This is a genomic window from Candidatus Enterococcus leclercqii (assembly GCF_009933135.1).
GTDB classification, from domain to species: domain Bacteria; phylum Bacillota; class Bacilli; order Lactobacillales; family Enterococcaceae; genus Enterococcus_C; species Enterococcus_C leclercqii.
Genome location: NZ_MAEH01000006.1, coordinates 65,075 through 90,486, shown reverse-complemented (window position 1 = coordinate 90,486; position 25,412 = coordinate 65,075). Strand labels below are relative to the sequence as shown.

The window sequence follows — 25,412 nt, the reverse complement described above, 5'->3', positions numbered from 1 at the left end:
ACGTTCTTTAGTTAGGTTGCACCGCGACATTGTGTTGTCTTCATTATAGAACTTTCCTGTGGGATAACAAATAATTACCATTTTGCAAGATAATCCCATCTAAACAGATAAGAAAGCGTTATCGTAGTGTCATGCTTTTTATCAGCGGGGGGCTTATTATAGCAATGTAATCAGTTGCAGCGCTTTCAGTTGATAGAAAGCTGATGAACAACTGACGAGAAATCCTGATTGCGGCCGCAGACGGGAACAGTGAAGCTCTGTTGATTTGAAAAAAACTGGAGGTTTTTGAAAATGAGAAAAGCATTGATCTTACCAACAAAATATGTGCAAGGCGAAGATGAACTATTGAATCTGGGCTACTTTGTTTCGACATTCGGTCAATCGGCTCTGTTGATCGCCAACCCAGATGATGTTAATCGGGTCCGTCCCCAACTAGATGCAACGGCCAAAAAATTTGGTATCCACTTTGTAGAAGGCGGCTTCAATGGCGAAGTAACTCGTGAAGAAACCAAACGCTTGCAACAAGTCGCAGCCGAAAATCATACCGACTGCATTATTGGTTTAGGGGGCGGCAAAGCTATTGATGCTTCCAAAGTCGTAGCAGAAGGCGAACATTTAATCATTGTGCCGACGATTGCCGCTACTGATGCCCCAACTTCCCATTCTGCTGTACTGTATCATGCAGATGGTTCTTTTGATGATTATGCCTATTTCAAACAAAGCCCTAGTGTGGTCATGGTTGATACCAAAGTCGTTGCCGCAGCGCCGGTTCGTTTTTTGGTAGCCGGGATGGGAGATGCTTTATCCACATATTTTGAAGCTCGCGCGACGCATAATTCATACTCACGGGTCAATGCCAGCTTGCCTATGGGCTCTCGCGAAGGATTGACGGAACCCGCAATTGGGACCTATGCAGCTTTGGCATTGGCTGAACTGTGCTGGACAAATCTAAAGGCAGACGGACTCCAAGCTAAAATTGCCTGTGAAGCCAACTTAGTGACGGAAGCTTTCAACAAGATTATCGAAACCAATATCTTACTTTCCGGTTTAGGTTTTGAAAGTGGCGGCTTGGCAGCGGCTCATGCAATTCATAATGGCATGACGGTGTTGGCAGGCACACACCACTACCTGCATGGTGAAAAAGTTGCTTTTGCCACCATTGTCCAACTGGTAATGGAAGATGCCGCTAAATCAGAGCTTGAAGCTGTCATGGATTTCTGCGCTTCTGTCGGTTTGCCACTGACATTGGCAGATCTGGGTGTGACAGAAATCAGTTTTGAAGAAGCTTTGGCGGTGGCTAAGATCGCCTGCATCCCAGAAGAATCCATCCATTCCATGCCATTTCCAATCTCCGAAGAAGCAGTGGCGAATGCATTGATTGTGGCCGACCGTATCGGTCAGGACTATAAAATTCGTAACGGATTAGCATAAAAGGCGGGCCGGGACGCTCAGATGAGGTCCCGGCTATCCTCGTGAAGCTAAAAAACGACGGCTTTACGTGAAACAAGCTCCCTTCAAAACAGATGAGGTGAAAAAATGAAAAAAAGTATTTTTCTGGTCTCTCACAGCCAACAAATCACAGATGGGATCAAAGAAATGATTCGACAAATGTCACAATCAGCGGATGTTGCCATCTATTCTCTGGGAGGGACAGCCACAGGAGAACTGGGCAGTGATCCTACGAAAATTATCGCCGCTGCCGAAGATGCGCAAGACAGTGATATTTTTTTGGTTTTTGCCGATTTGGGCAGTGCGGTACTTTCCAGTGAGCTGGCCTATGACATGCTGGAACCGGAATTGCAGGCAAAGTATAAATTGGTGGATGCACCGCTGGTAGAAGGCGCTTTTGCCGCTGCGATCACAGCGGGGGTCTCCGATGACTTGGCACATATTTTACAAGAAGCACAAAACGCTGGCCAAAAAGGCTGGTCTTGAACCGACTACTGTAAAGAAAGCAAAAAGACACAAGAGAAAGGCGGATTTTAATGAAAAAGATCATCAATAAACCCGGTGAAATCATCAGTGAAATGCAACAAGGATTGGTGAAGAGCTATCCTTATCTGATTCATCAAGTTGCTGACAGCCGGGTCATCGCTAAAAACAAGCAGCAACCCCAAGTTGGCCTGGTTTCTGGTGGTGGCAGCGGTCATGAACCCGCCCATGCCGGCTTTGTCGGCGACGGAATGCTGAGTGCAGCCGTTTTGGGGGATGTCTTTACTTCACCGACACCCGATCAGATCCAGACGGCAATAGCAGCTGCAGATCAAGGACAGGGCGTTTTATTGATCGTAAAAAATTACACTGGCGATATTTTGAATTTTGAAATGGCCAAAGATTTGGCAGAAATGGAAGATATCCAAGTGGAGATGCTGGTAGTGGACGATGATGTCGCTGTGGAAAACAGTACCTATACAGCTGGCAAGCGGGGCGTGGCCGGAACCGTTCTGGTGCACAAAATCATCGGGGATGCTGCTCGTAATGGTGCCTCCTTGGCAGAGCTGAAGGCATTGGGTGAACAATTACTGCCTGCTATCAAGACCATCGGGGTGGCATTGCGTGGGGCGACTGTCCCAGAAGTAGGCAAACCTGGCTTTGAATTGGCTGAAGATGAAATGGAATTTGGCGTGGGAATCCACGGTGAGCCGGGCTATCGTCGAGAAAAACTGTTGACTTCTCGCGGGATTGCTGAAGAGCTGGTGACCAAACTGCTTTCAAATTATGATCGAAAACCAGAGCAAGTGGCTGTATTGGTGAATGGCATGGGAGCCACACCTTTGATGGAGCAGTTTGTCTTCATGAATGATGTGCAAAATCTTTTAGCAGAAAAAAAGGTGGCTGTTTCTTTTGCCAAAGTGGGCAACTACATGACTTCTTTGGATATGGTGGGCATCAGTTTGACACTGGTGGATCTGCAAGAAGAGAGCTGGCTTTTCGCATTGCAAAGCCCGGTTGAGGTCATCAGTTGGTAATAAGACCATTGATTTTTAGATAGAAAGAACAAAGGAGCGATTGTACCAATGAAAATGACGGTCACAGAATTTCAAGCGTGGCTCGCTGATTTTGGTCAAGCCATCGAAGCAAATAAAGGCTACCTCAGCGAGTTGGACACTCCCATCGGCGACGGAGATCACGGAAACAACATGGCTCGCGGCATGGCTGCCTATGAAGCCGATTTCGCAGCAAAACAGCCGACATCCATTACCGATACCGCCAAAATTCTAGCCATGGCATTGATTTCAAAAGTCGGCGGTGCTTCCGGCCCATTGTACGGCTCAGCCTTTATGGGAATCACCAAAGCCGTCAAAGATATCGTTGAAATCGACAGCCAAGAACAGCTGGGCGAAGTCATGGAACAAGGCTTGCAAATGATTCAGCTGCGAGGGAAAGCTGCAGCCGAGGACAAAACCATGGTGGATGTCTGGCTTCCTGCAGTAGCGGCTTTAAAAAAAGGGCAACTGACGGAGACCGTGGTTCATACAGCGAAAGAACATACCGCTGAACTGGTAGCTAAAAAAGGACGGGCTTCCTATCTGGGAGAACGAGCTATTGGTCACATTGATCCCGGAGCAGCTTCCAGCGAGTTGTTGTTTGTAGCTTTGCTGAAATATTTATAAATTCATTGTGTGGTGATTGTCTAAAAGAATTGAAACAATTACAGAGCGTGCTTTGAGTACAGCGGTTTGTTTTTTGAGCCGCGGCAGTTTGAAAGCTTTTCAAAAAAAGGAGCGAGTAATATGAAAACAAATTTTGATTTTATGATGCCTAGTGTAAACTTTTTTGGTCCTGGTGTTATTGAAAAAATCGGTGATCGGGCACAAATGCTTCACATGACAAAAGTCTTGATCGTAACAGATAGTTTTTTGCGGAACATGGCAAACGGTCCGGTTAAACAGACGGAAGCCAGTCTACAAGCAGCTGGTGTCGACTATGTAATTTTTGATGAAGTGGAACCCAACCCCAAAATCCGCAATGTCAAATCCGGCGTAGCGCTGTACCAAGCGGAAAACTGTGATGCCATCATCACTGTCGGTGGTGGCTCAGCCCATGATTGCGGTAAGGGAATTGGCATTTTGCTGACCAATGGCGACGATCTGACAAAATTGGCAGGTATTGAAACTTTAACAGAGCCGCTCCCACCACTAATGGCGGTAAATACTACCGCCGGAACTGCATCTGAAATTACTCGTCATGCGGTAATCACCAATGAAGAAACGCACTTGAAGTTTGTAGTTGTTTCTTGGCGCAATGTGCCATTAGTTTCATTTAATGATCCCTTGCTGATGTTAGATGTTCCGCAAAAACTCACCGCCGCTACCGGCATGGATGCACTTTGCCACTGTGTAGAATCCTACGTTTCTGAAAACCGTAACCCAATCACTGATGCGCAAGCTGAAAAAGGAATAAAATTGATTAGCCAATACTTGCGTCGTGCTGTTGCAAACGGCCACGATTTGGAGGCGCGTACCAATATGGCCTATGCCTCTTTGTTAGCAGGGATGGCCTTCAACAATGCTGACTTGGGATACGTCCATGCAATGGCCCATCAACTAGGTGGTCAATACGATGCTCCTCACGGTGTTTGTTGCGCAGTACTTATGCCAACAGTTGAACGTTGGAATATGATTGCCAGCCCAGAACGTTTTGCTGATATCGCTGTTTTTCTAGGTGAAAATATCGACGGATTATCTAAAATGGCTGCCGCAGAAAGAGGAATCGCCGCACTGGAACGGATTTCAGAAGACGTGGGGATTCCCGCCAACATCAAATCTATTGGTGCCGATCCTAAAGACTTCCAATTGATGGCAGAAAACGCCTTAAAAGACGGCAATGCTTTCTCCAATCCCCGCAAAGGACGGACAGAAGACATCGTGGCACTGTTTGAAGCGGCTTATAATGCGTGATAACGACTATCAATTGAACGGTGCTGTGCTGTCTGGAGCTAAGTTCTCTAGGCAAAACATGGTTTGGTATTAAAAATGGCTGCCTAAAAAAAGTGCTGCTGGATTTCCTGAATAGCTCAGGAGTCCAGCAGCGCTTTTTTGGATGCTATTTTCCAACAATCAACAAAGAAACTAACCCACTCACAAATACTCAGCAAAAAAGTCTAGGGTTGCCGGCAATGCAGTTTCCCAATACCCTTCGCCGTGGATCGTACCCGCGAGCAGTTTGACCTCAGAAACCACATTAGCTTTTGCCAATGCTTTTTGTAGCATGAGGGCACCACTGATAGGGACCAGTTCGTGTAAGGAATTGGCTAAAAACAGTGGGCCGCTTTGTGGTGAGACCCGGGTCAAGGGTGTTGCTTCTTGTAACAAGGCCGGGTCATCAGCGACATAGTTCAAGACAAACCATTTGTAAAAAGATTCGTTTTGACCGTCTTGATCAATCTGACGGCTTTCGTGTTCATCAAAATGCTGGGTTTGGTTCATGACAGCCGGGACATTTTCGTGGTTTTTCACCCAATCGGCCATGTCGATAATCCCGGACCAAGAAGCAGCAGGAATTCCTCGCTGCAAGGCCAGCTCGATGGACAAATTTCCGCCAGCGGATGCACCGAGGGCAAAAATTGGTCGCTCTTTGGGAAGGCGGCCAGACGCCTTTAACCAGTCGAAGGCCGCTAGTACATCTGTCATTGCTGCCGGATAAATCGCAGCCGGTGCCAGTCGATAATTAGGAGCTGCTACTAGATAGCCTTGAGCAGTGAATTTTTCTGCTAAAAAGGTTTCTTTTTGCTTGTCACCGCGAAACCAACCGCCGCCGTGGAGCAAGAGAATCGTCCCCTTGGTATTTTGTGAGGCGGTGTTGTTTTTTGCAGGTGTTTCAATGGCAAGGGCTGCCTGTTGATCAACACTATTGGCAGGCTTGCTGTCTGCATTTTGTGTCGGCCAATAAAGATCAAGGGTCAGCTGTTGTTCTTTATTATAGAGGATATCTGTTTCACTATTCATGGCTTTCACCTCAAATCAAATCGTTGGGATCGTGGGGCTGTTCCTTAGTAATCTTGGCGATAGCGGTCAAGAGTTCCTCTTTCGCTTTCTCATAGTCTGTCATTTTAGTAGCATACTTGGCATTGAAGCCGTCCAAGCCGTCAAAGGCAAAAGCAGATTCATATTGGTAGACTTTGTCGTAGGCGGTGGTGAATTCTTTCAACAAATCCATTTCATCGGCTAACTGCAATGCCAGCTGGATGACCCGAAAATCTGTATAGGCCAGCTCGAATTGAACGGCCCAGGCTCGCATGAAAGGGTGCTGGTTTTGGATGTGCAAAAAATGCCTCGTGACTGTTGATTGTAAATTTTTCAAAGCACCTTGGACATCAAGCATATTGCTCGTCCCCTTTCTTATTGCAGTTTCAGGAAGATTCCTCGATCTTGCATGGCTTTGACAAAAGTAGGAACTGTTTCGCCACGGTTCCAGTCCCGCTGGAATTCGCAGGCCAACTGTGCAAAACTGGTCAAGTGGGCGCCGGCTTGTTCCACTCGTCGCAATGCAGTTTCGTGGGCGATAACACTGGTGCCGCCAACCGCATCGACTACTGGATAAACGTCATAGCCTTCCTTCAAGGCATCCAATGTGGGAAAGGTCAGACAAGCTTCGGTCCATAACGCACAGATAATGATTTTTTTGCGGCCGGTCGCTTTGACGGCAGCATTGAATTCTTGGTCTTCCCACGCATTGATGGAGGTGCGATCATAGCTGGCAGTGTCTGTAAGCAGCGCCTTCAATTGGGGAATCGTATCTTGGTTGCGGCCGGTAGCCACATTCACTGTGGATAAAATAATCGGTACACCGTAGGATTTCATCAAAGAAGTAACTGCGGCAATACTGTCAATCAACTGGTGGCGATCCATCGAATTGATGGAGTTGATCTGGGTGGGTTGATAATCAATCAAGACAAAAACGCTATTGTCCGGCGAAAGCAGTTCGTCGGTTTGCGGATCACGAGGTGCATAACTAGTCATGAGAAAACATCCTTTCTATTTGCCTTTTACTCTTAAACTATACGCTCACTCATTTTTTTTGGAAAGCGGGGAGACTCAGCGGAGATAGCGTTTACATAAAACAAGAAGGCAGGTGCTAATCAGCAGGTAGCCTAAAAAATGTGGTGTAACAGCAACCATTTTTATATGATTATTAGCCGGTAGCTCAAACAACGTACTGTCTGTTAGAAACTAGTTGTCAACAAATGTACAAAATGAAACCTAGCTTTTTTATAGCTTAAATGTTTATCGAAAGTCATTGGGGAGACCCTAATAATTCAATGGTCGGAAGTATAGACAAGAAATGGAGGGGCGTTTCAGAACTATTTACAAGAATTGAGGAGTTTGGGACTTTTTATCCAAATACGACAATTAACGTCAGTTGAATAAGCAGATTTTCTAGTTGACTTAATTAATCCAGAATTTTTTAGATTTTAGCGTGTTAATCGAATTTAAATAGATACATGGAAAAGCTGTGGTGATTGAAAAAGCAGAGAAGTGATTTTTCACTTCTCTGCTTTCCTTTTTTAGTTATTCGCCGGCTAATACTTTTTGAAGGCTTTCATTGATGATCGCTGCATCTTCGGGATGTTCCATCTCTAAACGATTGGCTTCGAATATGGCGGCAGAGTGAGACGTTTGGACGGATTGCTTCACTGCATCATCATCGATGGAGTCGATGTAATCTTGTTGCTGTTGCCATGCAGCAAGGATGGAATCGTAGTAAGCATCGCTGTCGATTTCACTTTCGGCAGGAGCAACAGGCGCTTCAGCTATGGAATCCGCTTGGAGGTATTCCACTAGATTAGTGGTGTCAAGCGTTGTACCGACTGCATTTTCGGCGAAATTCCGAGTTGCTAAAGAAATCGTTCCTTGATTATTGTAAAACAGGAAGTAGGTGTCGCCAACGATTTGCATGGGATCGGAACTATCCTCAGGTGTGGCTACTTTTACGACAGTATTCACTTTCACTTCCCGTTTTTCGCCAGCATCATTTATGACGGTAATCGTTTTGGTAGGTTCCTCTGCTATGGACGCGGGATAAAAAAACTCGTCTCCTGCGGTGGTAGTGATGTAGAGGCCGTTACCGGTGTTGTTTAAATCTTTGGTGTTTAGCAGGATAGTCACAGGTTGATTTTTTTGTTTCGATTCAAACTCGAGGTGATGAACCGTTTGTTTGCGGCCATCTTGCAAGGTCAATTCTTGTGTGAAATCATCTAAGTTTACGGCGTAAGAAAGTGATTCATCCTGTGTATCACTACTACTCGTTTGTTGAGAAGAAGAGGACTGAACAACGCTCGTTTGTTGAGATGATGAGGACTGAACAACCGTGGTCGAAGTTACGGTTGTTTCAGAGGATTTATCAGTTGAACTGGCATCGGTTTTATTTTGTGAACAACCAGCTAGTGCGAGTACACTAAATAACAATATAGACACTCTTTTCATTAATATCACGCTCCTAAATATTATTAATAATAACACAAAACAACTGGGAAATTTCATTAGTTAATTAAAGTGTGATTATCAAAAAATCCTTAATGATTAACGATATTGAGAACGCCACAGGCTGACAATTGTTAATTGTACTTCTCTCTAATTTGCAAATAGCATAATTATTCGGAAAAAGTGAAGTTGTAGCTAATAAGAAATTGATGAACAAGTGGAAAGATATATCTCTAACAAAAAGCTGTATTAACTTTTTTATTAGGTTATCGATATTTTCGTTGTAAGAAGGTGCCGAAGAGTCGTGGTGATTTAAGAAAACTCGGCAGTAATTATTTTTTTAAGCCCTTTTATTTTGTGCTGTTGCATTTTTGTACACTCTGAAAAATCATGGCTTTTTAAAGGTAGAATGAAAACAAAACTTACTTGAATAAGTAACTTCTAAGGGGGCAGTAGGGTATGGCTGCTGACGAGAAATATATGAAATACGCCATGAAAATTGAGCGAGAAAAGTTTCGAGACACTGCTTTGGCATACGCAGCATTGGATGCAGCAATGATACCTTCAGAAAATACGATGAAATTAGTAAAAGAATATGTAGATGGAAATATTGAAATTGTTGAGATATTAAAACTAGTTATTGAGAAATATCGACGTCTGAGTTAGAAAGCTTGCGAGATACAATGTTGTTTAAGGTGACTGTAGAGAATTAATCTCGAATATATCTAAGTACGATAGATCAAACACAAACATTTTTTTGTTATTTATACTAGGTAGATGTGTTCTGGTATGCGAATTTTTGGTGTGCTTTTTAATGTCTGAACTGCTTAAAATCAATTGAAATTTATTGATATATAGATTCTTAAAAAATATTGGGATTAAGCAACGATCAATCTGTTTTTGTTACTTATAAGCGGAACTGGGTCATGTGTGTAAAGAAAAGTAAATACCACTGATTTGTCTTAATAGAATCAAAGGTAGTCAGCGTTTGAAATTTTAAGCAATGAAAAGCCAAGTCACTTCCACAGTTCTTTAATGGGAGGGACTTGGCTTTTCGTTGTATTTGACGTTTGGTCATATTCACTTTGGGGGAAGACGGCAAAATGATTGGCGCAACCTCTTTGATTGCCTAGTTTAAATTAGCCTCTGATCGGGGAACTGCTATGAATTAAGATTATTTTCCGGCTTCAATTAGACGTTTAGCGATGACGTAGTCCCCATCATAAGGCGTATCCACGCCATTGACTTTCTGTTGGGGATCTTCACCTTTACCCGCTAGCAAGACAACATCTTCAGGACGAGCCAGCTCTAATGCCAAGGTGATGGCTTTTTCTCGATCCATCTCATAGATGATTTCTACCGCCGGATTGTCGATAGCAGCAGCGATTTCTTCTGCGATTGCTTGGGGATCTTCGTATGCCGGATCGTCAGCGGTTAAGACGGCCACATCTGCCAATTCTGCCAGAACAACGCCAAAGTCATGGCGACGGCTGATAGCCTTGTTTCCCGGAGAACCAAGAATGACGATCTGGCGGCCAGCAGGATGAGTTTGCCGAGTATATTCCAAGAAGAGTTTCAGGCTGATGTAGTTGTGGGCATAATCCACGTAGACGACAGCCCCGTTTGCGGTGTGCAACTGCAACATCCGTCCTGGTACACTCACTTCGGCTAAACCTCGATAAGCCGATTCGGTATCCGCCCCCAGTAAAGCTGCAGCTAACAGCGCTGCACAAGCATTGTCCTGATTGAAGTCACCCGGGAGCTTGATGCGGTAATTGCCCGTCATTTTCAAAGGATCAATGCGATTTTCTACAAAAAATTCCCGCTGATCGGTCTCTGAGGTGCTGATCCGATAATCACCGGCACTCCGCCCATAGGTGTATGCAGGAATTGCGGCCAACTGACAGCTTTCCGCGACCAACTGAAAATAATCCATATCAGCGTCTAAAACAGCGACTTTTGAATGATAGATCAATTCTCGCTTGCAATAGAAGTAATCGTCGAAAGTCGGGTGCTCAATAGGGCTGATATGATCCGGCGAGATATTCAAAAAGATCCCCACATCATAGTTTAGTCCATAAACCCGATCCAGTTTGTAAGCTTGAGAAGAGACCTCCATTACCAGATGTGTCATGCCGTTTTCCACTGCTTTTGCCATCATGGCAAATAGATCCAAAGATTCCGGTGTAGTCAGATGTGATTTAAAAAAGTTTTTACCGTCTAGGGTTGTTTCCATGGTAGAAAACATGGCACATTTACCGCCGGTAGTTTCTTGTAAAATTCCGTGGGCAAAATAGGCTGTAGTCGTTTTCCCTTTGGTTCCGGTAAAGGCAGCAATCTTCAATTTTTCTTGAGGATAGTCATAAAAAGCGGCGCTTAAAAGGGCCATCGCTTTACGAATATCTGTGACGATGATTCCACAAGCAGCGGCGACCTCATAGGGTTGTTCTGCCACATAGACCTGTAATCCTTTGGCAATAGCACCAGCCAGATATTCTTCTTTGAAGGCCGCGCCTTTGGCAAAAAACAGCGTCTCACTATCAGCTTTGCGGGAATCGTAAGAAATGGCAGCAAAGGACAACGCCGGCAACTTTGTTTTATCCAAATGCCAGCCATCTGCTAAAATAAATTCTTTCAACAGATGCTGCTGATGCAAAATATTGTAAACTGTCTCCAGGGTCAGAGCCATATCAAAACGCCTCGTTTCGTCAAAATTCTCTGTCTATTATAGCATAAGGAAAAAAAGTACGAAATATGACAGGTGGCCGGTGTTTTCTAGCAGGCTGGACAGCAAAACCAAGTTTACATGAAAAACTGTCCGCAGGTAAAAGCAGTGTGGTTGTAGCCGCTTTTTTATAGAATGCTTTTCATTTTTTTCTCCGGGTAGTTGACAGGAGAACTTCGCGATTTTCTCATCCATATTTCAAAGAGATTAAAAGTTCACAAAATCTGTTGTTTGCTTTGGGGAATATAGTAAAATAAGCTAGTATGTTTAAATTTATGGAGCAGGAGAATCTACATGGCAGAAAATAAGTCCCCGCAACAAACGCTGTCCGCCGAAGAACGGATGGCCCGTGGTTCTACCTGGCTGACGCTGGGGAATGTCGGCTCCCGTCTGTTGGGTGCAATCTATGTCGTTCCTTGGTTTTACTGGCTGGGCAGCGATCAATACCAAGCAAATGCCCTTTTCAATATGGGTTACAATTTTTATGCCCTGTTTCTGATGATTTCTACTGCCGGAATTCCGGCTGCTTTCAGTAAACAGACGGCCCACTATAATTCCCTGAACGAATACGCTACTAGCCGCCGTCTTTTCAAAAATGCGCTAGTGGTGATGGCGATTTTTGGTGCCATTTGTAGCGGGGTAATGTATCTGATGGCGCCTTGGCTAGCTAAGATTTCTGGCGGTGGGACTGAGCTGATTCCGGTGATACGCTCGTTGAGTGTAGCGGTTCTGGTGATTCCTTGTATGAGTGTCATGCGGGGGTATTTCCAAGGACAACACGATATGATGCCTTATGCAATCTCCCAGTTGGCAGAGCAAGTGGCCCGAGTCTTCTATATGCTTTTGGCGACTTTCTTCATCATGAAAGTCGGTTCCGGCAAATATGAAGAAGCAGTCGTTCAATCGACCTTTGCGGCCTTTCTGGGGGCTTTGGCAAGTATCGCACTACTCTTGTACTATCTGCAAAAAAACAGGGTGCGAATGGACTATTTGGTGGAACACAGCGCCAACAATATCAAGTTAGATACGCGTGAACTGATTGTCGAGACGATCAGAGAAGCCATTCCTTTCATCATCATCGGGACCGGCATTACAATCTTCAAAATCGTCGATCAAGTAACTTTTGTACGGACGATGCAAGGATTTACCACCTACTCTGCAGCCCAATTGCAAAAGCTCTTCTCAATTTTCAGTGCCAATCCCGACAAGCTGACAATGGTGGTAATCGGTTTAGCAACGTCGATGGCTTTGACTGGCTTGCCACTAATTACAGAGGCTAAGACATTGAACAAGCAAAAGGAATTGTCGAAGTTGATTTCCAACAATCTACAGTTATTCGCTTTTGTCATGTTTCCAGCGACTTTTGGGATGATGCTGTTGGCGTATCCTTTGAATACCTTGTTCTATGCGCCCAGTGATCTTGGTTCACGGGTGTTGATCGTTGCCTGCATTACCGGTCTATTTTTAGGCTTGTACACAATGACCTCCAGTATGCTGCAGGGAATGTATGAAAATGGCTCAGCAATCATCTTTTTTGCTATTGGACTGTTGGTGAAACTGATTTTCCAATATCCGATGATTCGCGTGTTTGAAGTTTATGGCCCGCTGTATTCTACGATGATCGGGTTTGGCGTGGTGGTTTCTTTGAACTTATGGAAGCTTTACAAAGTGTCCCGCTTTGACCGGGTCTTGACTTCCCGTCGTGTGGTCCTGATCTTTTTGATGAGTCTGGTCATGGTTGTGGCAGCTTTTATTACCCGCCAACTGTTAGGACTATTCCTGAATACCGACAGTAAGCTGCAATCCTTTGTTATGGTGATGGGAGTGGCAGCAGTTGGAGCCGCTGTCTACATCTTTATGGCATTGAAGGTTCGTCTAGCTGACAAACTATTGGGTTCGGCGGCTGCCAAGATTCGCCGCAGACTACATTTAAAATAGATAAAAAGAGAGGGTGACAATCAGCGTGTCACCGTCCTTCGAAGCGAACATGATCAGGTGTGAGCTATAAGCAAATAGAAGCAACTTCCGGTTCTTTAACGGAAGTTGCTTCTATTTTTATCGGCAAACAGGTCAAAGGCTGATGAACTTCTTTTGGTAGGCAGTATCTTAGAGCTGTTAGCTGGCTAGTGTTCAGCAATAATCCTTTTTGAGCAGTTGAAAGTTACCAACTAAGGCTTGCCTTTTTCCGTTAATTCGGCCAGGCGATAGCGGACCATGTTTTTTAGGAGTATTTCCGGTAATGGTTGGTCATAAGGCAGCTGGACAGCTCCTTTGGAAGTTTTGAAAGCTTGTAACTCCTCTTGAAAGGCTGCAATGGGTCCCGGCGTTGGATAAAAGCCCAAATGTTTTTTGGCAGCGGTAAAATGTAGGATATTCTCACCGGCATAAAAAGTGGGCATACCATAGCGAATCCGCTCTTCTGCTGTGGGCAGCAATTCTTTGAGTAAGCGATACAGTTGATTTAATTGAGGCTGTGTTTTTTGTGGAGCGGCGGCAATGTAATCTTCAATGACTGTCATAGGGAAGCTTCCTTTCAAGAATTATCGTTTATTGTATTTTAGCATGGAATTGGCAAGACTTGTTTTTTACGAATCCGCATGACTGCAGGGGAAAAGTAAAGAATAATAGTCTCTATGTTAAATATATATTGCATTTTATTTAGCCTATGCTACACTAGATTTGCGAGGTGGGACTATGAAAAATCTGAAATTAAAAGCCGCTCGGGTGGAAAAAGATTTAACTCAAACGGAACTAGCTGATCGAATTGGTGTCACCCGACAGACGATTGGTGCAATTGAAAAAGGGGATTACAATCCCACAATTAACCTCTGCGTCAAGATCTGCAAAGCTTTAGGGAAGACTTTAGATGAGCTGTTTTGGGAGGAGTAAGAAAATGAAGCAAAAATTTGATGAACGGCAACTGCAGGCGCGGCGTAAAGGCTATGCTGTTGGATTTTGGACAATACTGGCGTTATTGTTTCTCTTGCCGCTTATTGGTGATTTCAGAGGAAAGGAACTGTTTGCAACACAATATAGCATGGGACTGACGACGGCTGTTTTAGGGATCACTGTCACGATTGGCTATTGGATTTTTAAGGATGCTTACTTGAGTGTTACTGAATCAAAGAATTTGGGCCTGAGTGCGTTGGTTATTTTTGTCATAGGACTCCTCTATTTTATGAGATTGTTTTCTTCTGCTGATCCATTTATTGAAAACGGGCAAGTGTCTGCCGATCCAAGTGCTGTAGTGTCAATCATGTGGCTAGGAATAGGAATTTGTCTGCTTATTAAGGCGTTATCAAATTGGTCGGAAGCACGAAAAAGTATTCCCGCTCCTGTATGGGCGATATGTGGACTTTTAATCGTTGTCTTTATTGCTGCGGTTATCCGTAATATGGATAAGCAACTGAATATTGCCGGTATTGCTGTCGGACTGGGTTTGCCTACAATGGTGCTGTTTTTACCGTTTGCTATGGACAAAAAATATCGAAAAGGCCGCTTCTTTCTATTGCTTCTAGGGTTTACTTGGTTTGGTTATTGTACTTTGTATTATCTAATCGGATTTAACAATTATCGTTGGCACTGAGAGTGATAAGCAATAAAACAACAGCTAAAAAGACGATTTAAAAAAACATGATCAAAAGACAGTGTTTGTGGCAAACGCGACAGGGGGAGTGGTACATGAGTAAGCAAAAATTTGATGAACGGCAACTGCAAGCGCGGCGTAAAGGGGTTATGTTAGGCTTTTGGTCGATGATTATCTGCCTGGTTCTAACAGCAGCTATTGAGAGTTTTCGGGGGAAGCCGCTGTTTACCAGTCAGGCTATGCTTTGTTATTGGGTGTTATGGATTGGCTTTATAGTGATGTCTGGCTATCTTATTGTAAAAGATGCGTATCTGGGCGTGAATGAAGGAAAAAACAGCCTTTCACTTAGTCTGTACTGTCTAGGGCTTAGTTTGTCTTTTGTAATAATTATGCCGCTGGATTTCAGCAATTTGTTTGGTGATGGCGAGCTTGTCATTAACCTGCTGTCATTTTTGAATCTCTATTTTCTGGTTATTGGGATCCTCCTCCTTTTTAAATCGTGGCCTGATGGGAAACGATTTTCGGTCAAAAACAATAAGCAGATGATCACAGTTGTAATGATAGAGCTGAGTATCGTTTTGGTGAGTATCGGTTTAAATTGGCACAAAGAGCCGGATCTAAGAAACCTGTTAAGAAACTTTTTGCTGCCGGCTATTATTTTAGCTCTAGGGGTTGGGATGAATCGACGGCAGTATCAGTACTCTAAGTGGATGGTCAGTTTGTTAGGGTTGGTGTGGTTTGGCTATATCTCCTTGTATTATTTGATTGGATTTCACAATGACAATTGGTATTGATCAAGCAAAAAAGTAGACACTGCGTAGGTAGAAAAACTACCTGACAGTGTCTACTTTTTATGAATTGTCTTTGAAATAGGTCCCTAATTGGTCGCTGCCAAAGAAAATCGGCAATAACTCTCCCAGCGTACCGGCAAGCTTGTCACCAGTCAACTGCTCCTTGGGGATCCAAAAAAGAGCATCTTCACCGGAACCGGCTTGTGGTTCTTCGCTGGTGCGGGCATAAAAGAGGCCGGCCAGCTCACGCATCCCTGATTTATCGTTGAGCCACTCGGCAGTTCCTCGTAGCTGAGGGGTGATGGTGAGTCCGCACTCTTCCTTGATCTCACGAATGATGGCGGCAGAGAGTGACTCGAGAGCTTCTACGTGACCACCGGGAAACGTCCATCCAGGCCAGTCGGGTTTTCTACGATCCTGCACCAGAATCTCTCCTTGCTGGTTTTCAATCATACAAATAGTCGTCAGTTCGACGGCAAAGGTTCGTGTCATGGGTCTTCCTGCTTTCTGAACAACACAACTGCCGGCAGTAGCAGTTGATCTCCTGAGGTGTTTTTTGAAGGATTTCTTTTTAGACTGTCAGGTGGGAAAATATCCCGTGGTACAATAGCATAAATGATTATAAAACAAGATTAGGGAGAATGCCAGAGACGAAAAAGCGGTTTATTTCTGTGGCAGCCTTCACCCAAAAGGGATATTCAAGGAGATGATAACTTGTTTACATTGGCAAAGCAGATGATTGCAGAAAAAGAGGTGCGGCGCAAAATCACAATCTTGGAGACGTTAATCAATTCTCCGCTGGTAACTACCAAAGAATTGGCGCAAAAAATGGCGGTTTCTCAGCGAACGGTTTTCAACGATCTCCAGAGTCTCCGGCTGGAACTGCCAAAGGATTGGGAATTGGACTCAGATGGCAGCAACGGTGTTTTTTTGAAGACCAGTGCGACAGAAGGTATTCAAGAAATCTGGGACATTTACATGCAGCAATCCTTGTCAATGGTGGTATTACAAGCCTTATTGTTGAAAAAAAAGATTGCCGTACCGACTTTTTTGAGAGAGCAGGGGCTTTCTTACGATGTTCTCAAGAAGCAGGTAACTAAGATGAACGCTGCATTGCAGAACTTTCAGCTGAAGATTTTATTGGATCGCAGCGAAATTTCTTGGGGCGGTGAGGAAACAGCAATTCGGCTCTTTTATCATCGGCTCCTAGTTCCATTTACCCATCAACACTTCTTTTTTGAGGACTATGGGGTTCATGAAAGTAATTATCACGACTTTCTCAGAGGCTTGCAGCGGCAAGGTTTAGCCGTCACCACCGAGAAGATTTTTGGAATCTGCTGGTTTTTCATCAATACGATCCGAATCAAAGCCGGTTGCCGTGTCGAAACGTTAGCCTACGAAGAAGATGTTTTGTTTGCTGATTATCTGGCCGCTTTAAAAGACTTGTATCGAAAAGAAGGGATCAACCTGTCAGCAGATGAAAGTTTCTTTGCCTTTTTCTGTTTTTTGGAAAGTTGGAGTTATCTGTTGTCACCGGAAGTATCAGAGCTGTTGAGAAAAGCTTACCCTCATCTGTTCAAGTCGGCGAAAGACTTCCTGACAAGGCTAGGTATGCCCTTTAGTATCACACAAGATTCAGAACTACTCGAGGACCTTGTTTTGTTTCAAGTAAAGTATTATGAGTCCAAAACCTTATCGGATAAGTTTTTGATGGAATACGCCGAGGTGTTGACAGTCTGTCGTAGACGCTACCCGCAGCTATTTGAGAGCATTCAAGAAACCTTGGCGACAGAAGGAATGGCGGGGATTGAAAGTGTTTCTGATCATGCAGTCAGCAACCTGGTACTGTTGGTCCAAACAGCACGAGCGCGGCTGAATCCCCAACCAGTTAAAGCCTTTTTAGTCTATCAAGGAGAACCCGCCTGGAAGCAATTTTTATTGCAAGAACTGCAAGATTTGGCGGGAAGGCGAGTAGAGCTGAATGAAATCAGCTTGGAAGAATTGGAAAAAATGACACTTGGCAGTGAAAACATTATTTTGTCGAATTTACCAATTAATTTTGAGTGCAGCGGGCAAACTGTGTATTTATCGACCATTCCAACCGCTAATGAGCTGCAGCAATTTGAAAAATTGGTCCGCAAGCAGTATATATAAACCAATGAGAGAAGACAAAAGTAGACCGTCACTGAAATCTCAATTGCGCTTCTTGCCAGTGCTATATCTGGACTGAAATTAAAACAATTTGTCCGAAGACTCCAGAGCCGGCTGACAGGCCAATCATCGTGGTGCGATGGAATGCTAGTATCGGTGTATAATTAAAAGAAACAGTCACTACCAAACAAAAATTGGTGGTGGCTGTTTCTTTTCATAACTTGCCGGTTTGATACTTGGTCTATAAGGCTATCAGGTGTCACATAGCCATTCTTGCTGATAGCTGAGTCCTGTGACGTTAAGCAGTTCGACTTCGTGTGCGACGAGCCAATGCTTTGACTGCTTTTTTCTCCAACTCTATCAATATAAAGACAAGGGTTGCAGCCAAGAAAACAGCGATATGTTGTGCCGCATTTAAAGAAGCAGTACCAATCATGTTTTGCATGAAAGGTAATAGAAAAAGTGAACCTTGAATGAGCACTAACGCACCTAAGGACAACCAGATAGCTTTATTTTGCAGCAGGCTTTTATTCAATGGCATGTCGGAAAGTTCTCGACAGTTAATCATATAGAAAGCTTGGCTTACAACAATACTTTGTAGTAAGAGTGTTCGTGCAACTTGCGGATCGGTCGCTTGTGAACTCAACAGGTAAGCCGGAATAGTGATTAACAAACTAACAAAGAGAATTCGAAACAGACTATGAGGCGAGAGAATCTTCTCATTTGGGTTTCTCGGTGAGCGTTCCATAATCTCTGGATTAGCCTTTTCAAAGCCCAGTGCATAAGATAATGTGACTGTAGTGACCATGTTGACCCAGAGAATCTGGACGGGTGTCAGTGGCAAGGGTCGATCTGTGAGTAATGCGAAGATGACCAACAGCCCTTGTGCTAGTGAAGTAGGCAGAAAGAAATTGATTGTCTTTTTCAGATTGTCAAAGATGCGACGGCCTTCTTTCACCGCGGCAGCGATTGTGGCAAAATTATCATCCGCTAAGACCATATCTGCTGCTTCTTTTGTGACCTCACTACCTTTGATACCCATGGCAATACCGATATCGGCCTTTTTCAGTGCGGGGGCATCATTGACGCCGTCGCCGGTCATCCCAACGATTTCTCCTTGTTGTTGCAAAGCGGCCACGATTCGCAATTTATGTTCTGGTGTGGTGCGGGCAAAGATGTCGGTTTTTTTGACAGCCTGTTGGAGTTCTTCGTCTGAGAAGTTTTCGATTTCACGGCCTTCCACCACCGTTTCGCTATGTTTTAGACCAATCTGTGCTCCGATGGCACGGGCGGTATCTTTGTGGTCACCAGTAATCATTTTTACGGTGATACCAGCTTGATGGCATTTTGCGATAGCGGCAATCGCTGACTCTTTCGGCGGATCGATGATTCCTGCCAAGCCGCTGATTTTTAAATCAGTAATGTCTTCATGGCGGATTGCCTCAGTATTGATTTCTTTTGCGGCAAAGGCCAATACCCGCTGACCTTGTTTGGCTGCTGCGGTGATTGCCTGCTCCCAGTAGTTCTTTTCCTCTGTTGTGAGGTTTGCTCGATCCAAAAGAACTTCTGGCGCCCCTTTGACAAAAAGCATCAGTTGGTTGTTTACCAAATGGGTGGTTGCCATGTATTTGTAGCGGGAATGAAAGGGCAACTGCTGCAGCTTGGCTAGTTTTGGCACTTGGTACTGGTGGACATGACGCAATACGGCTAATTCAGTGGGGTTTCCTTTGAGATCGCTGACCTTTTGGGTATCGCTTGTCCGTAAATCTTGGCAGTTGTTCATGATCAAGTGCAATAATTCTGATGAAGCTGCGGCATCATTTTTTGACTTTTCCGGTAGAATTACTTGCTTTACGGTCATTTCATTTTTCGTTAGCGTACCTGTTTTATCTGAGCAAATCACTGTCATGGAGCCCAATGTTTCAACGGCGGGCATGCTTTTTACGATGGCTTTTTGGTCTGACATTTCTTTGACACCCAGCGATAAAATCATGGTCAGAACGGCGGGCAAGCCTTCAGGAACGACAGCGACAATCAATGCGATGACCGCTGACAGCAATAGATTGGCTTCCAAGCCGTAGCGTAATGTGGTGAAGAAGACGAGAAAGAGGATGAAGAGCATCAGGCCTTTAAAGATTTGCTGATTCAATTGGTTCATTTTGCGAATTAGTGGCGTCGTTTGTGGTTTAACCGACTGCAAAGCTTTGTTGATTTTGCCGATTTCTGTCTGATCACCGGTAGCAGTTACGATACCTATTGCCGAGCCGGATTGAACCTGCGTCCCGGAAAATGCCAGGTTGAGGCGATCTCCCAGAGCAGCAGAGCTGTCCACAAGGGACGTGCTTTTGGCTACCGGCAGTGATTCACCAGTGAGAACGGCTTCTTCAACGACCAGATCGTGGCTTTCCATTAATCTGACATCTGCCGGTAAAATATCGCCGCTTTGCAAGAGCAGCAGATCCCCAGGAACCAACTCTTCAGCGGCAATCTTCTTTCGATGCCCGTCCATGAGGATATCAGCGGTTTGTGCCATCATCTGTTTCAAGCTGTTCAAGGAACTTTCGGCTTTTCTTTCTTGAAGGTAGCCAATTAACCCGTTAATGACTACCACCGCCAAGATGATGCCCATTTCCACGTAGTCGCCGGTGATTCCTTTTAGTATGGCGGCTGCCATCAAGACGATCATCAGCAAGTCGATAAAGTGTTTGCCGATTTTTTTCCAAAGCGGCTGTGGTGCTTTTTCTTTCAATTTGTTTGCGCCGAATTTTTCCAACCGCTTTTTACGTTGCTTTTGATTAAGTCCTTTGGCAGAGGTATCAAAATGTTTCAATGTTTGTGAGATGGTTTTGTTATGATAGTCCATAGGTTGTCCTCCTAATTGATTGAATGCAGCGACTGGGATGAATCCAAAGGTAACCTTTTAGAGCGTTCCGCTTGATCGCTGCTATGTGATTAGTATAGGAAGTTTTGTGAGACTTGCGTGAGGAACTTTTTCACAGGGGTATGCAAAAAAATCAGCAGCGGGCTATTTGGTATCCGGGAAAAGCCGATTGCTGTCGTGTTATAATGCAGAAAATAGCTGTAACCGATGAGACTATGAGAAAATGCGTAACAGTGTGCTGTGGTTATGGTTCAAAAGAAAAGCGATAGGAGTGATCCGACGACATGCGATTGGATAAATTTTTAGCAGATATGGCTTTGGGCAGCCGCAAAGAGGTCAAAACTTTTATCAAAAAGGGTTTGGTGACAGTCAATGGAACCCTGGTCAAATCCGACAAAACTCAAGTGGAGGAAAACAAAGACGACATTCGCTTTGACGGCGAACCGGTGATCTACCAGAAATATTTCTACTATATGATGAATAAACCGGTTGGCGTGATTTCGGCGACGGTGGATGATTATGAAGAGACGGTAGTGGATCTTTTGGCAGATGAAGACTACCGAGAAGATCTTTTTCCGGTGGGGCGCTTGGACAAAGATACGGAAGGCTTTATGCTATTAGCCAATGACGGCGCGCTGGCCCACCGCCTGTTGTCACCCAAAAAACATGTAGACAAAGAATACTATGCAAAAGTTGACGGCATTATGACAGCAGAAGATGTAACAAAATTTGCCGCCGGACTGACGATTGACGGTGGAGAAAAAACACTACCGGCAGAGTTAACCATTTTATCGGTAGATCAAGAGGCAGCAACTAGTGACATCCGACTGATTCTTCATGAGGGCAAATTCCATCAGGTGAAGCGCATGGTAGCAGCCGTCGGTAAAGAAGTAACTTATCTAAAACGCCTGCGTATCGGAAAATTGGCGTTGGATCCCGCACTGGAACTGGGGGACTATCGACCCTTGACCGCAATCGAAATCACCGCTTTGGAGGACCGCTCATGACCGTCAATGTAGAAGCTTATTTTAAAGAAGTCGATGAAATGCCCTGGGGAAAATTATTTTACCGGCTATTGTGGCAACAGTTGGATCAAGCCGACCTCGGCGCAGTAGAACCGCTGAAGGTACTAGACTTTGGTGCCGGTTTTTGTAAAACGGCTGCGTATCTAGCAGCAGCTGGACATCAAGTGACCGCTTATGAACCCAACCGTGAAATCGCCGCTCATCGCTATCAAACGGCTAACTACCGATTTCTCAGCGGTGATTTTGCTGAGGTGAAAATTCCGCTGCAGCATGAACAATATGATCTGATCTTACTCCATAACGTGTTGGAGTATGTGGAGGATCGCAACGAAATATTGGACTTTTTGTGGAGCTTGTTAGTTCCTGGCGGCCGTTTTTCGCTTGTGAAGCACAACCCCCGTGGCCGTATTATGGTTAACGCGGTGTTGCGGGATGATCCGGCCCAAGCTTTGGCTGAGCTGCAAGGAAAAGCCGGTCAGTCTGTGAATTTCGGAAAAGTCATAGACTATACCAACGAGTGGCTGCTGGACTGGCTGGATGAAAAAGATACTGCGGTTACTGGCGATTATGGGATTCGGATGTTTTATGGACTCTCCCAAAATTCGGAAATCAAATTCACGGAAGACTGGCAGGAAAACATGTTTCGACTGGAAAGTGAGTGTCAAACAGATGCGATTTTTAAAAAGATTGCCATGTTCCGACACTTTTTGTGGATAAAATAAATACGTGTGTTGGCTACACAAAAAATAGCTAAATAAGATCAGCGACTTTTTTCTCCAAGTTGCCGATCTTATTTTGTAGGAGCTGCCATTTTCAACAAAGAAATTCTTAAACACTCTTTAGAAAAAATTTTAGCTTTTGCAACATTCCCGTATTTTTGCAAAATCACTGTAACTTTTGTCGTTTGAAAACCGCTTTTGGCGAAATTTGATATGTAACTGTAAGGCTCTCGTCATCCGCTTCATGATTTCCCGTGCTAAATTGTTCCTACGAAAAAAATAGGAAACGGGGACATTTTTTGAAATTTAAGAAGACAGTATTCATGACACTGGCAACAGCCGCAGCTTTGATGACGACACCAGTATTTGCCTCTGAAACGACAAATAAAATCGCCGATACTAAGAACACTATCACAAAGACTGAAGCAGTTTTAAAAGATAATAAAAATCAGACAGAGGACTTGTCAAAGCGCATAGAACAACAAGCAGCCAATGTTTCAACAACGAAGCAGCGCTCACAAGCAGCCTCTGAAGCTACAAAACAGGCAGCGAAGGAATTGGCGGAGGCCCAAAAGCTGTTAAATACAGCCAATGCGGTCTATCAAACTGCCAACGTCAATTCAGCCGACTATGCGTTAACAACTGCCCGCAAAAAAGAGCTGGAAGAAACTGTACAAGAACTGAATGTACAGCTGGCAGAAAAACGAACGAATGAAGCCGCTAGCCGTACTGCCAGCAATCGCGCCGAAAAGAGCTTCAAAGAGCTGACTGAAAAACAAGAAGACCTGATTGAAAAGACAACAGCCGACCAAAAGAAACTCACCACTAAACAAGAGGAATTGAAAAAATTAGAAGCGCAAAAGCAGCAAGAGGAAAAAGCTGCTGCCGAAAAAGCGAAGCAAGAAGAAGCCGCTGCTTTAAAGGCGGCCGCTGAAGCTGCTGCAAATCAACCACGAGGAATCGATCACTCAGACTCAGGGAATGCTTATTCTTGGGGACAATGTACGTGGTATGTTAAAACGGTGGCGCCTTGGGTAGGCACTTATTGGGGCAATGGGGCTGACTGGGGTTACTCAGCTGCTGCCGATGGCTACCGTGTGGATAGCTCGCCAGAAGCCGGTGCCGTCGTCGTATTCGCCGCCGGACAGCAAGGCGCAAGCGCGCAGTATGGTCATGTGGGCTATGTGGAATCCGTCAACAGTGATGGCACATTTACCTTTTCACAAGGCGGAATGGGCTTTGCTTCGCCCGCGGGTCCTAATTATCAGACGTTAAGCGCAGCAGGTTTGCAGTTTATTCATAAGAACTAATGGTAAGAAATAGCTGATGTTCACTCTTAGTTCAGAAAAATAATAAATCTTATCCTACCGACTTTGCTGAATCCTGCAAGTCGGTAGTTTTTTGTTTAGCAAAAAGAAAGCGCGACTCTCTGACTTGAATTTACTTGACGGCGTGCTTCTGTGGGCGTAAGATGAACTTGTATTCTATATGATATCAAAATGATATCAAATGATGGAGGGCTGAAAAATGGAAAATGAAAAAGTGGTAGTAAAAGAAGCGACCCAAGAAGTTATTTTGAAAGCCAAGAAAGGCATGCCGATTCTAATCTTAAATCTCTTGGGAATCCTCGCGTCTATCGTGCTATTTGTCTGGGGGATTATTTCACTTGAAGATACAGGCGGGGCCTTTGGTGGTATCTTGATGGGTATTGCGATTTTTTATTGGGCATTGCCTGTATGGTTACTGTTTGCCGGATTGAAAATCGTTCATCCGAATGAAGCGCTGGTGATGACCCTATTTGGGAAATATGTCGGTACGTTGAAAGGCGCTGGCTTTTATTTCGTCAATCCTTTCATGATGGCAGTGGCCGTCCCTAAATCAGGAAACAGTGACGTACCGGCAACAGAAGACTCTGAAAGTCTAGCGGGCGTGGCTAAAACAGCAGCTGCCGGACTGGCTAAAAAGCGTCTCTCATTGAAAACCATGGCTCTGAGCAACAACAAACAAAAAATTAATGATAAATTGGGTAACCCGATCATTATTGGAATTGTCGTTATCTGGCGAGTGAAGGATACAGCTAAAGCCATGTTCGATGTCGACAATTACATGGATTACCTGTCCATTCAATCGGATTCAGCACTACGAAATATCGTGCGGCTGTATCCATATGATGCCACCGACGATGAGGATGCCAACGAAAAAAGTCTGCGGGGTTCCAGTCTGGAAGTCAGCCGAAAACTGGCCGAAGAAATCCAAAGTAAGGTGAATGTCGCCGGTATCGAAATCATCGAAGCCAAGATCACCCATCTGGCTTATGCGCCAGAAATCGCAGCAGCAATGTTGCAACGGCAACAGGCTTCTGCTATCGTGGATGCGCGCCAGCTGATTGTAGAAGGTGCGGTCGGAATGGTAGAAATGGCCATCGAAAAACTGAACGAGCACAGCGTTGTCGATCTGGATGAAGAGCGCAAAGCTGCCATGGTCAGCAATCTGATGGTGGTTCTGTGTGGCAATCGGGATGCACAACCAGTGGTCAACAGCGGCTCCTTGTATTAAAATGAAGAGATGACTGAAAAACTCGAGGGCTTCTGAATGTACCACTGAAACCCATTTGCGAGCATTTATTGTCGGAAGCCAGTAAGCAGAACACAGCATCTTGTGAAGTATTTGTAATATTGATAGTGCTGTAACGAAGGCATTGGCTGTTGTCAGCCTTCTAAAAGAGACGTGAGAGCTGTGAAAATGAGTCGGAAAGAGGGGCAGATGACTATGACAGAAAAACCAAAAAAACCGAAAAAACAGCTGCCCCTTCGACTTTCCGGCGAGTTATATGAAGAATTGGCCGGGTGGGCGGAAGATGAGTTTCGTAGTATCAACGGCCAGATTGAGTATCTGTTGACCGAAGCGGTAAAAAAACGTAAAAAAGGAACAAAAGACAACTGACAAGCCAGCTGTAACGATCACTATCGTTGCGACTGGCTTGTTTTTTTGTGGGGATTTCCAGCGATATTCTTGCGGAATAAAAAAAGATCAGCGGCAGATAACACATTGCTGCTGATCTTTTTTTATTTTATCTCTACAAAGCATGTCTAACAGCCAATTGAAGGGCAA

The 25,412-nt window shown here is 44.5% G+C and carries 24 protein-coding genes and 3 pseudogenes; 19 read left to right on the top strand and 8 right to left on the bottom strand.

What is annotated here, in order from left to right; translation table 11 throughout:
• Positions 1–291: 291 nt before the first annotated feature.
• From BAU14_RS01780 to BAU14_RS01760, 5 genes are all read left to right on the top strand, one after another.
• On the top strand, positions 292–1,431 hold the full coding sequence (locus BAU14_RS01780) for a glycerol dehydrogenase (RefSeq protein ID WP_161898378.1): 1,140 nt from the start codon (positions 292–294) through the stop codon (positions 1,429–1,431).
• 105 nt (positions 1,432–1,536) lie between these two features.
• The gene (gene dhaM, locus BAU14_RS01775) at positions 1,537–1,935 is read left to right on the top strand and encodes a dihydroxyacetone kinase phosphoryl donor subunit DhaM (RefSeq protein ID WP_161898377.1); all 399 of its coding nucleotides are present in this window, start codon (positions 1,537–1,539) and stop codon (positions 1,933–1,935) included.
• 50 nt (positions 1,936–1,985) lie between these two features.
• A complete protein-coding gene (gene dhaK / locus BAU14_RS01770) occupies positions 1,986–2,969 on the top strand; it encodes a dihydroxyacetone kinase subunit DhaK (protein WP_161898376.1) in 984 nt (327 codons plus the stop codon).
• A 48-nt stretch (positions 2,970–3,017) separates the two neighbouring features.
• Positions 3,018–3,614, top strand: coding sequence for a dihydroxyacetone kinase subunit DhaL (gene dhaL / locus BAU14_RS01765; RefSeq protein ID WP_161898375.1), 597 nt, complete (start codon positions 3,018–3,020; stop codon positions 3,612–3,614).
• A gap of 120 nt (positions 3,615–3,734) precedes the next feature.
• The gene (locus BAU14_RS01760) at positions 3,735–4,901 is read left to right on the top strand and encodes an iron-containing alcohol dehydrogenase (protein ID WP_161898374.1); all 1,167 of its coding nucleotides are present in this window, start codon (positions 3,735–3,737) and stop codon (positions 4,899–4,901) included.
• Between the two features lie 180 nt (positions 4,902–5,081).
• On the opposite strand, the gene BAU14_RS01755 is transcribed toward BAU14_RS01760, so the two are convergent.
• The 4 genes from BAU14_RS01755 to BAU14_RS01740 all read right to left on the bottom strand — a co-directional run bounded on the left by BAU14_RS01755 (position 5,082) and on the right by BAU14_RS01740 (position 8,426).
• Positions 5,082–5,948 carry an alpha/beta hydrolase gene (locus BAU14_RS01755; RefSeq protein ID WP_161898373.1) on the bottom strand — a complete coding sequence of 289 codons (867 nt, stop codon included), beginning with the start codon at positions 5,946–5,948 and terminating at the stop codon, positions 5,082–5,084.
• A gap of 10 nt (positions 5,949–5,958) precedes the next feature.
• Complete coding sequence (locus tag BAU14_RS01750) at positions 5,959–6,324, bottom strand: hypothetical protein (protein WP_161898372.1); 366 nt, start codon at positions 6,322–6,324, stop codon at positions 5,959–5,961.
• A 17-nt stretch (positions 6,325–6,341) separates the two neighbouring features.
• The gene (locus BAU14_RS01745; protein ID WP_161898371.1) at positions 6,342–6,962 is read right to left on the bottom strand and encodes a hydrolase; all 621 of its coding nucleotides are present in this window, start codon (positions 6,960–6,962) and stop codon (positions 6,342–6,344) included.
• A 549-nt stretch (positions 6,963–7,511) separates the two neighbouring features.
• Entirely contained in the window at positions 7,512–8,426 is a 915-nt protein-coding gene (locus BAU14_RS01740; protein WP_161898370.1) for a hypothetical protein, read from the bottom strand.
• A 456-nt stretch (positions 8,427–8,882) separates the two neighbouring features.
• On the opposite strand from BAU14_RS01740, the gene BAU14_RS01735 reads away from it, so the two are divergent.
• On the top strand, positions 8,883–9,089 hold the full coding sequence (locus BAU14_RS01735; protein ID WP_161898369.1) for a hypothetical protein: 207 nt from the start codon (positions 8,883–8,885) through the stop codon (positions 9,087–9,089).
• Positions 9,090–9,597: 508 nt separating this feature from the next.
• Here BAU14_RS01735 and BAU14_RS01730 read toward each other — a convergent pair.
• Positions 9,598–11,112 carry a UDP-N-acetylmuramoyl-L-alanyl-D-glutamate--L-lysine ligase gene (locus BAU14_RS01730; RefSeq protein WP_161898368.1) on the bottom strand — a complete coding sequence of 505 codons (1,515 nt, stop codon included), beginning with the start codon at positions 11,110–11,112 and terminating at the stop codon, positions 9,598–9,600.
• A 330-nt stretch (positions 11,113–11,442) separates the two neighbouring features.
• Here BAU14_RS01730 and BAU14_RS01725 point away from each other — a divergent pair, with 330 nt between their 5' ends.
• Positions 11,443–13,086, top strand: a complete 1,644-nt coding sequence (locus BAU14_RS01725) for a putative polysaccharide biosynthesis protein (RefSeq protein WP_161898367.1) — start codon at positions 11,443–11,445, stop codon at positions 13,084–13,086.
• A 230-nt stretch (positions 13,087–13,316) separates the two neighbouring features.
• Here BAU14_RS01725 and BAU14_RS01720 read toward each other — a convergent pair whose 3' ends face one another.
• Complete coding sequence (locus BAU14_RS01720; RefSeq protein WP_161898366.1) at positions 13,317–13,667, bottom strand: iron chaperone; 351 nt, start codon at positions 13,665–13,667, stop codon at positions 13,317–13,319.
• 175 nt (positions 13,668–13,842) lie between these two features.
• Here BAU14_RS01720 and BAU14_RS01715 point away from each other — a divergent pair, with 175 nt between their 5' ends.
• The 3 genes from BAU14_RS01715 to BAU14_RS01705 all read left to right on the top strand — a co-directional run bounded on the left by BAU14_RS01715 (position 13,843) and on the right by BAU14_RS01705 (position 15,528).
• Complete coding sequence (locus BAU14_RS01715; protein ID WP_161898365.1) at positions 13,843–14,037, top strand: helix-turn-helix transcriptional regulator; 195 nt, start codon at positions 13,843–13,845, stop codon at positions 14,035–14,037.
• Positions 14,038–14,041: 4 nt separating this feature from the next.
• On the top strand, positions 14,042–14,734 hold the full coding sequence (locus BAU14_RS01710; protein WP_161898364.1) for a hypothetical protein: 693 nt from the start codon (positions 14,042–14,044) through the stop codon (positions 14,732–14,734).
• Between the two features lie 95 nt (positions 14,735–14,829).
• On the top strand, positions 14,830–15,528 hold the full coding sequence (locus BAU14_RS01705; RefSeq protein WP_161898363.1) for a DUF6773 family protein: 699 nt from the start codon (positions 14,830–14,832) through the stop codon (positions 15,526–15,528).
• 57 nt (positions 15,529–15,585) lie between these two features.
• On the opposite strand, the gene BAU14_RS01700 is transcribed toward BAU14_RS01705, so the two are convergent.
• The gene (locus tag BAU14_RS01700) at positions 15,586–16,017 is read right to left on the bottom strand and encodes an 8-oxo-dGTP diphosphatase (protein WP_161898362.1); all 432 of its coding nucleotides are present in this window, start codon (positions 16,015–16,017) and stop codon (positions 15,586–15,588) included.
• Positions 16,018–16,260: 243 nt separating this feature from the next.
• Here BAU14_RS01700 and BAU14_RS14520 point away from each other — a divergent pair.
• The 4 genes and pseudogenes from BAU14_RS14520 to BAU14_RS14505 all read left to right on the top strand — a co-directional run.
• A pseudogene (locus tag BAU14_RS14520) lies at positions 16,261–16,410 on the top strand (HTH domain-containing protein); the annotation flags it as partial.
• 55 nt (positions 16,411–16,465) lie between these two features.
• Positions 16,466–16,510 (top strand): annotated as a pseudogene (locus tag BAU14_RS14515) (hypothetical protein); the annotation flags it as partial.
• Positions 16,492–16,719, top strand: a pseudogene (locus BAU14_RS14510) (helix-turn-helix domain-containing protein); the annotation flags it as partial. The pseudogenes BAU14_RS14515 and BAU14_RS14510, both read left to right, overlap by 19 nt.
• A gap of 93 nt (positions 16,720–16,812) precedes the next feature.
• A complete protein-coding gene (locus BAU14_RS14505; RefSeq protein ID WP_420022070.1) occupies positions 16,813–17,679 on the top strand; it encodes a hypothetical protein in 867 nt (288 codons plus the stop codon).
• A gap of 295 nt (positions 17,680–17,974) precedes the next feature.
• On the opposite strand, the gene BAU14_RS01690 is transcribed toward BAU14_RS14505, so the two are convergent.
• A complete protein-coding gene (locus BAU14_RS01690; protein WP_161898360.1) occupies positions 17,975–20,539 on the bottom strand; it encodes an HAD-IC family P-type ATPase in 2,565 nt (854 codons plus the stop codon).
• Positions 20,540–20,841: 302 nt separating this feature from the next.
• Here BAU14_RS01690 and BAU14_RS01685 point away from each other — a divergent pair, with 302 nt between their 5' ends.
• The 5 genes from BAU14_RS01685 (at position 20,842) to BAU14_RS01665 (ending at position 25,244) form a co-directional block, all read left to right on the top strand.
• Positions 20,842–21,564, top strand: a complete 723-nt coding sequence (locus BAU14_RS01685; protein WP_161898359.1) for a pseudouridine synthase — start codon at positions 20,842–20,844, stop codon at positions 21,562–21,564.
• Positions 21,561–22,304 carry a class I SAM-dependent methyltransferase gene (locus BAU14_RS01680; protein WP_161898358.1) on the top strand — a complete coding sequence of 248 codons (744 nt, stop codon included), beginning with the start codon at positions 21,561–21,563 and terminating at the stop codon, positions 22,302–22,304. The genes BAU14_RS01685 and BAU14_RS01680 overlap by 4 nt, the downstream gene beginning before the upstream one ends.
• Positions 22,305–22,624: 320 nt before the next feature.
• Positions 22,625–23,611, top strand: a complete 987-nt coding sequence (locus BAU14_RS14500; protein ID WP_161898357.1) for a CHAP domain-containing protein — start codon at positions 22,625–22,627, stop codon at positions 23,609–23,611.
• A gap of 217 nt (positions 23,612–23,828) precedes the next feature.
• Positions 23,829–24,857: an SPFH domain-containing protein gene (locus BAU14_RS01670; RefSeq protein WP_161898356.1), complete on the top strand. Its 1,029-nt coding sequence runs from the start codon at positions 23,829–23,831 to the stop codon at positions 24,855–24,857.
• A gap of 213 nt (positions 24,858–25,070) precedes the next feature.
• Complete coding sequence (locus BAU14_RS01665; protein ID WP_161898355.1) at positions 25,071–25,244, top strand: ribbon-helix-helix domain-containing protein; 174 nt, start codon at positions 25,071–25,073, stop codon at positions 25,242–25,244.
• The last annotated feature ends 168 nt before the right edge of the window (positions 25,245–25,412 follow it).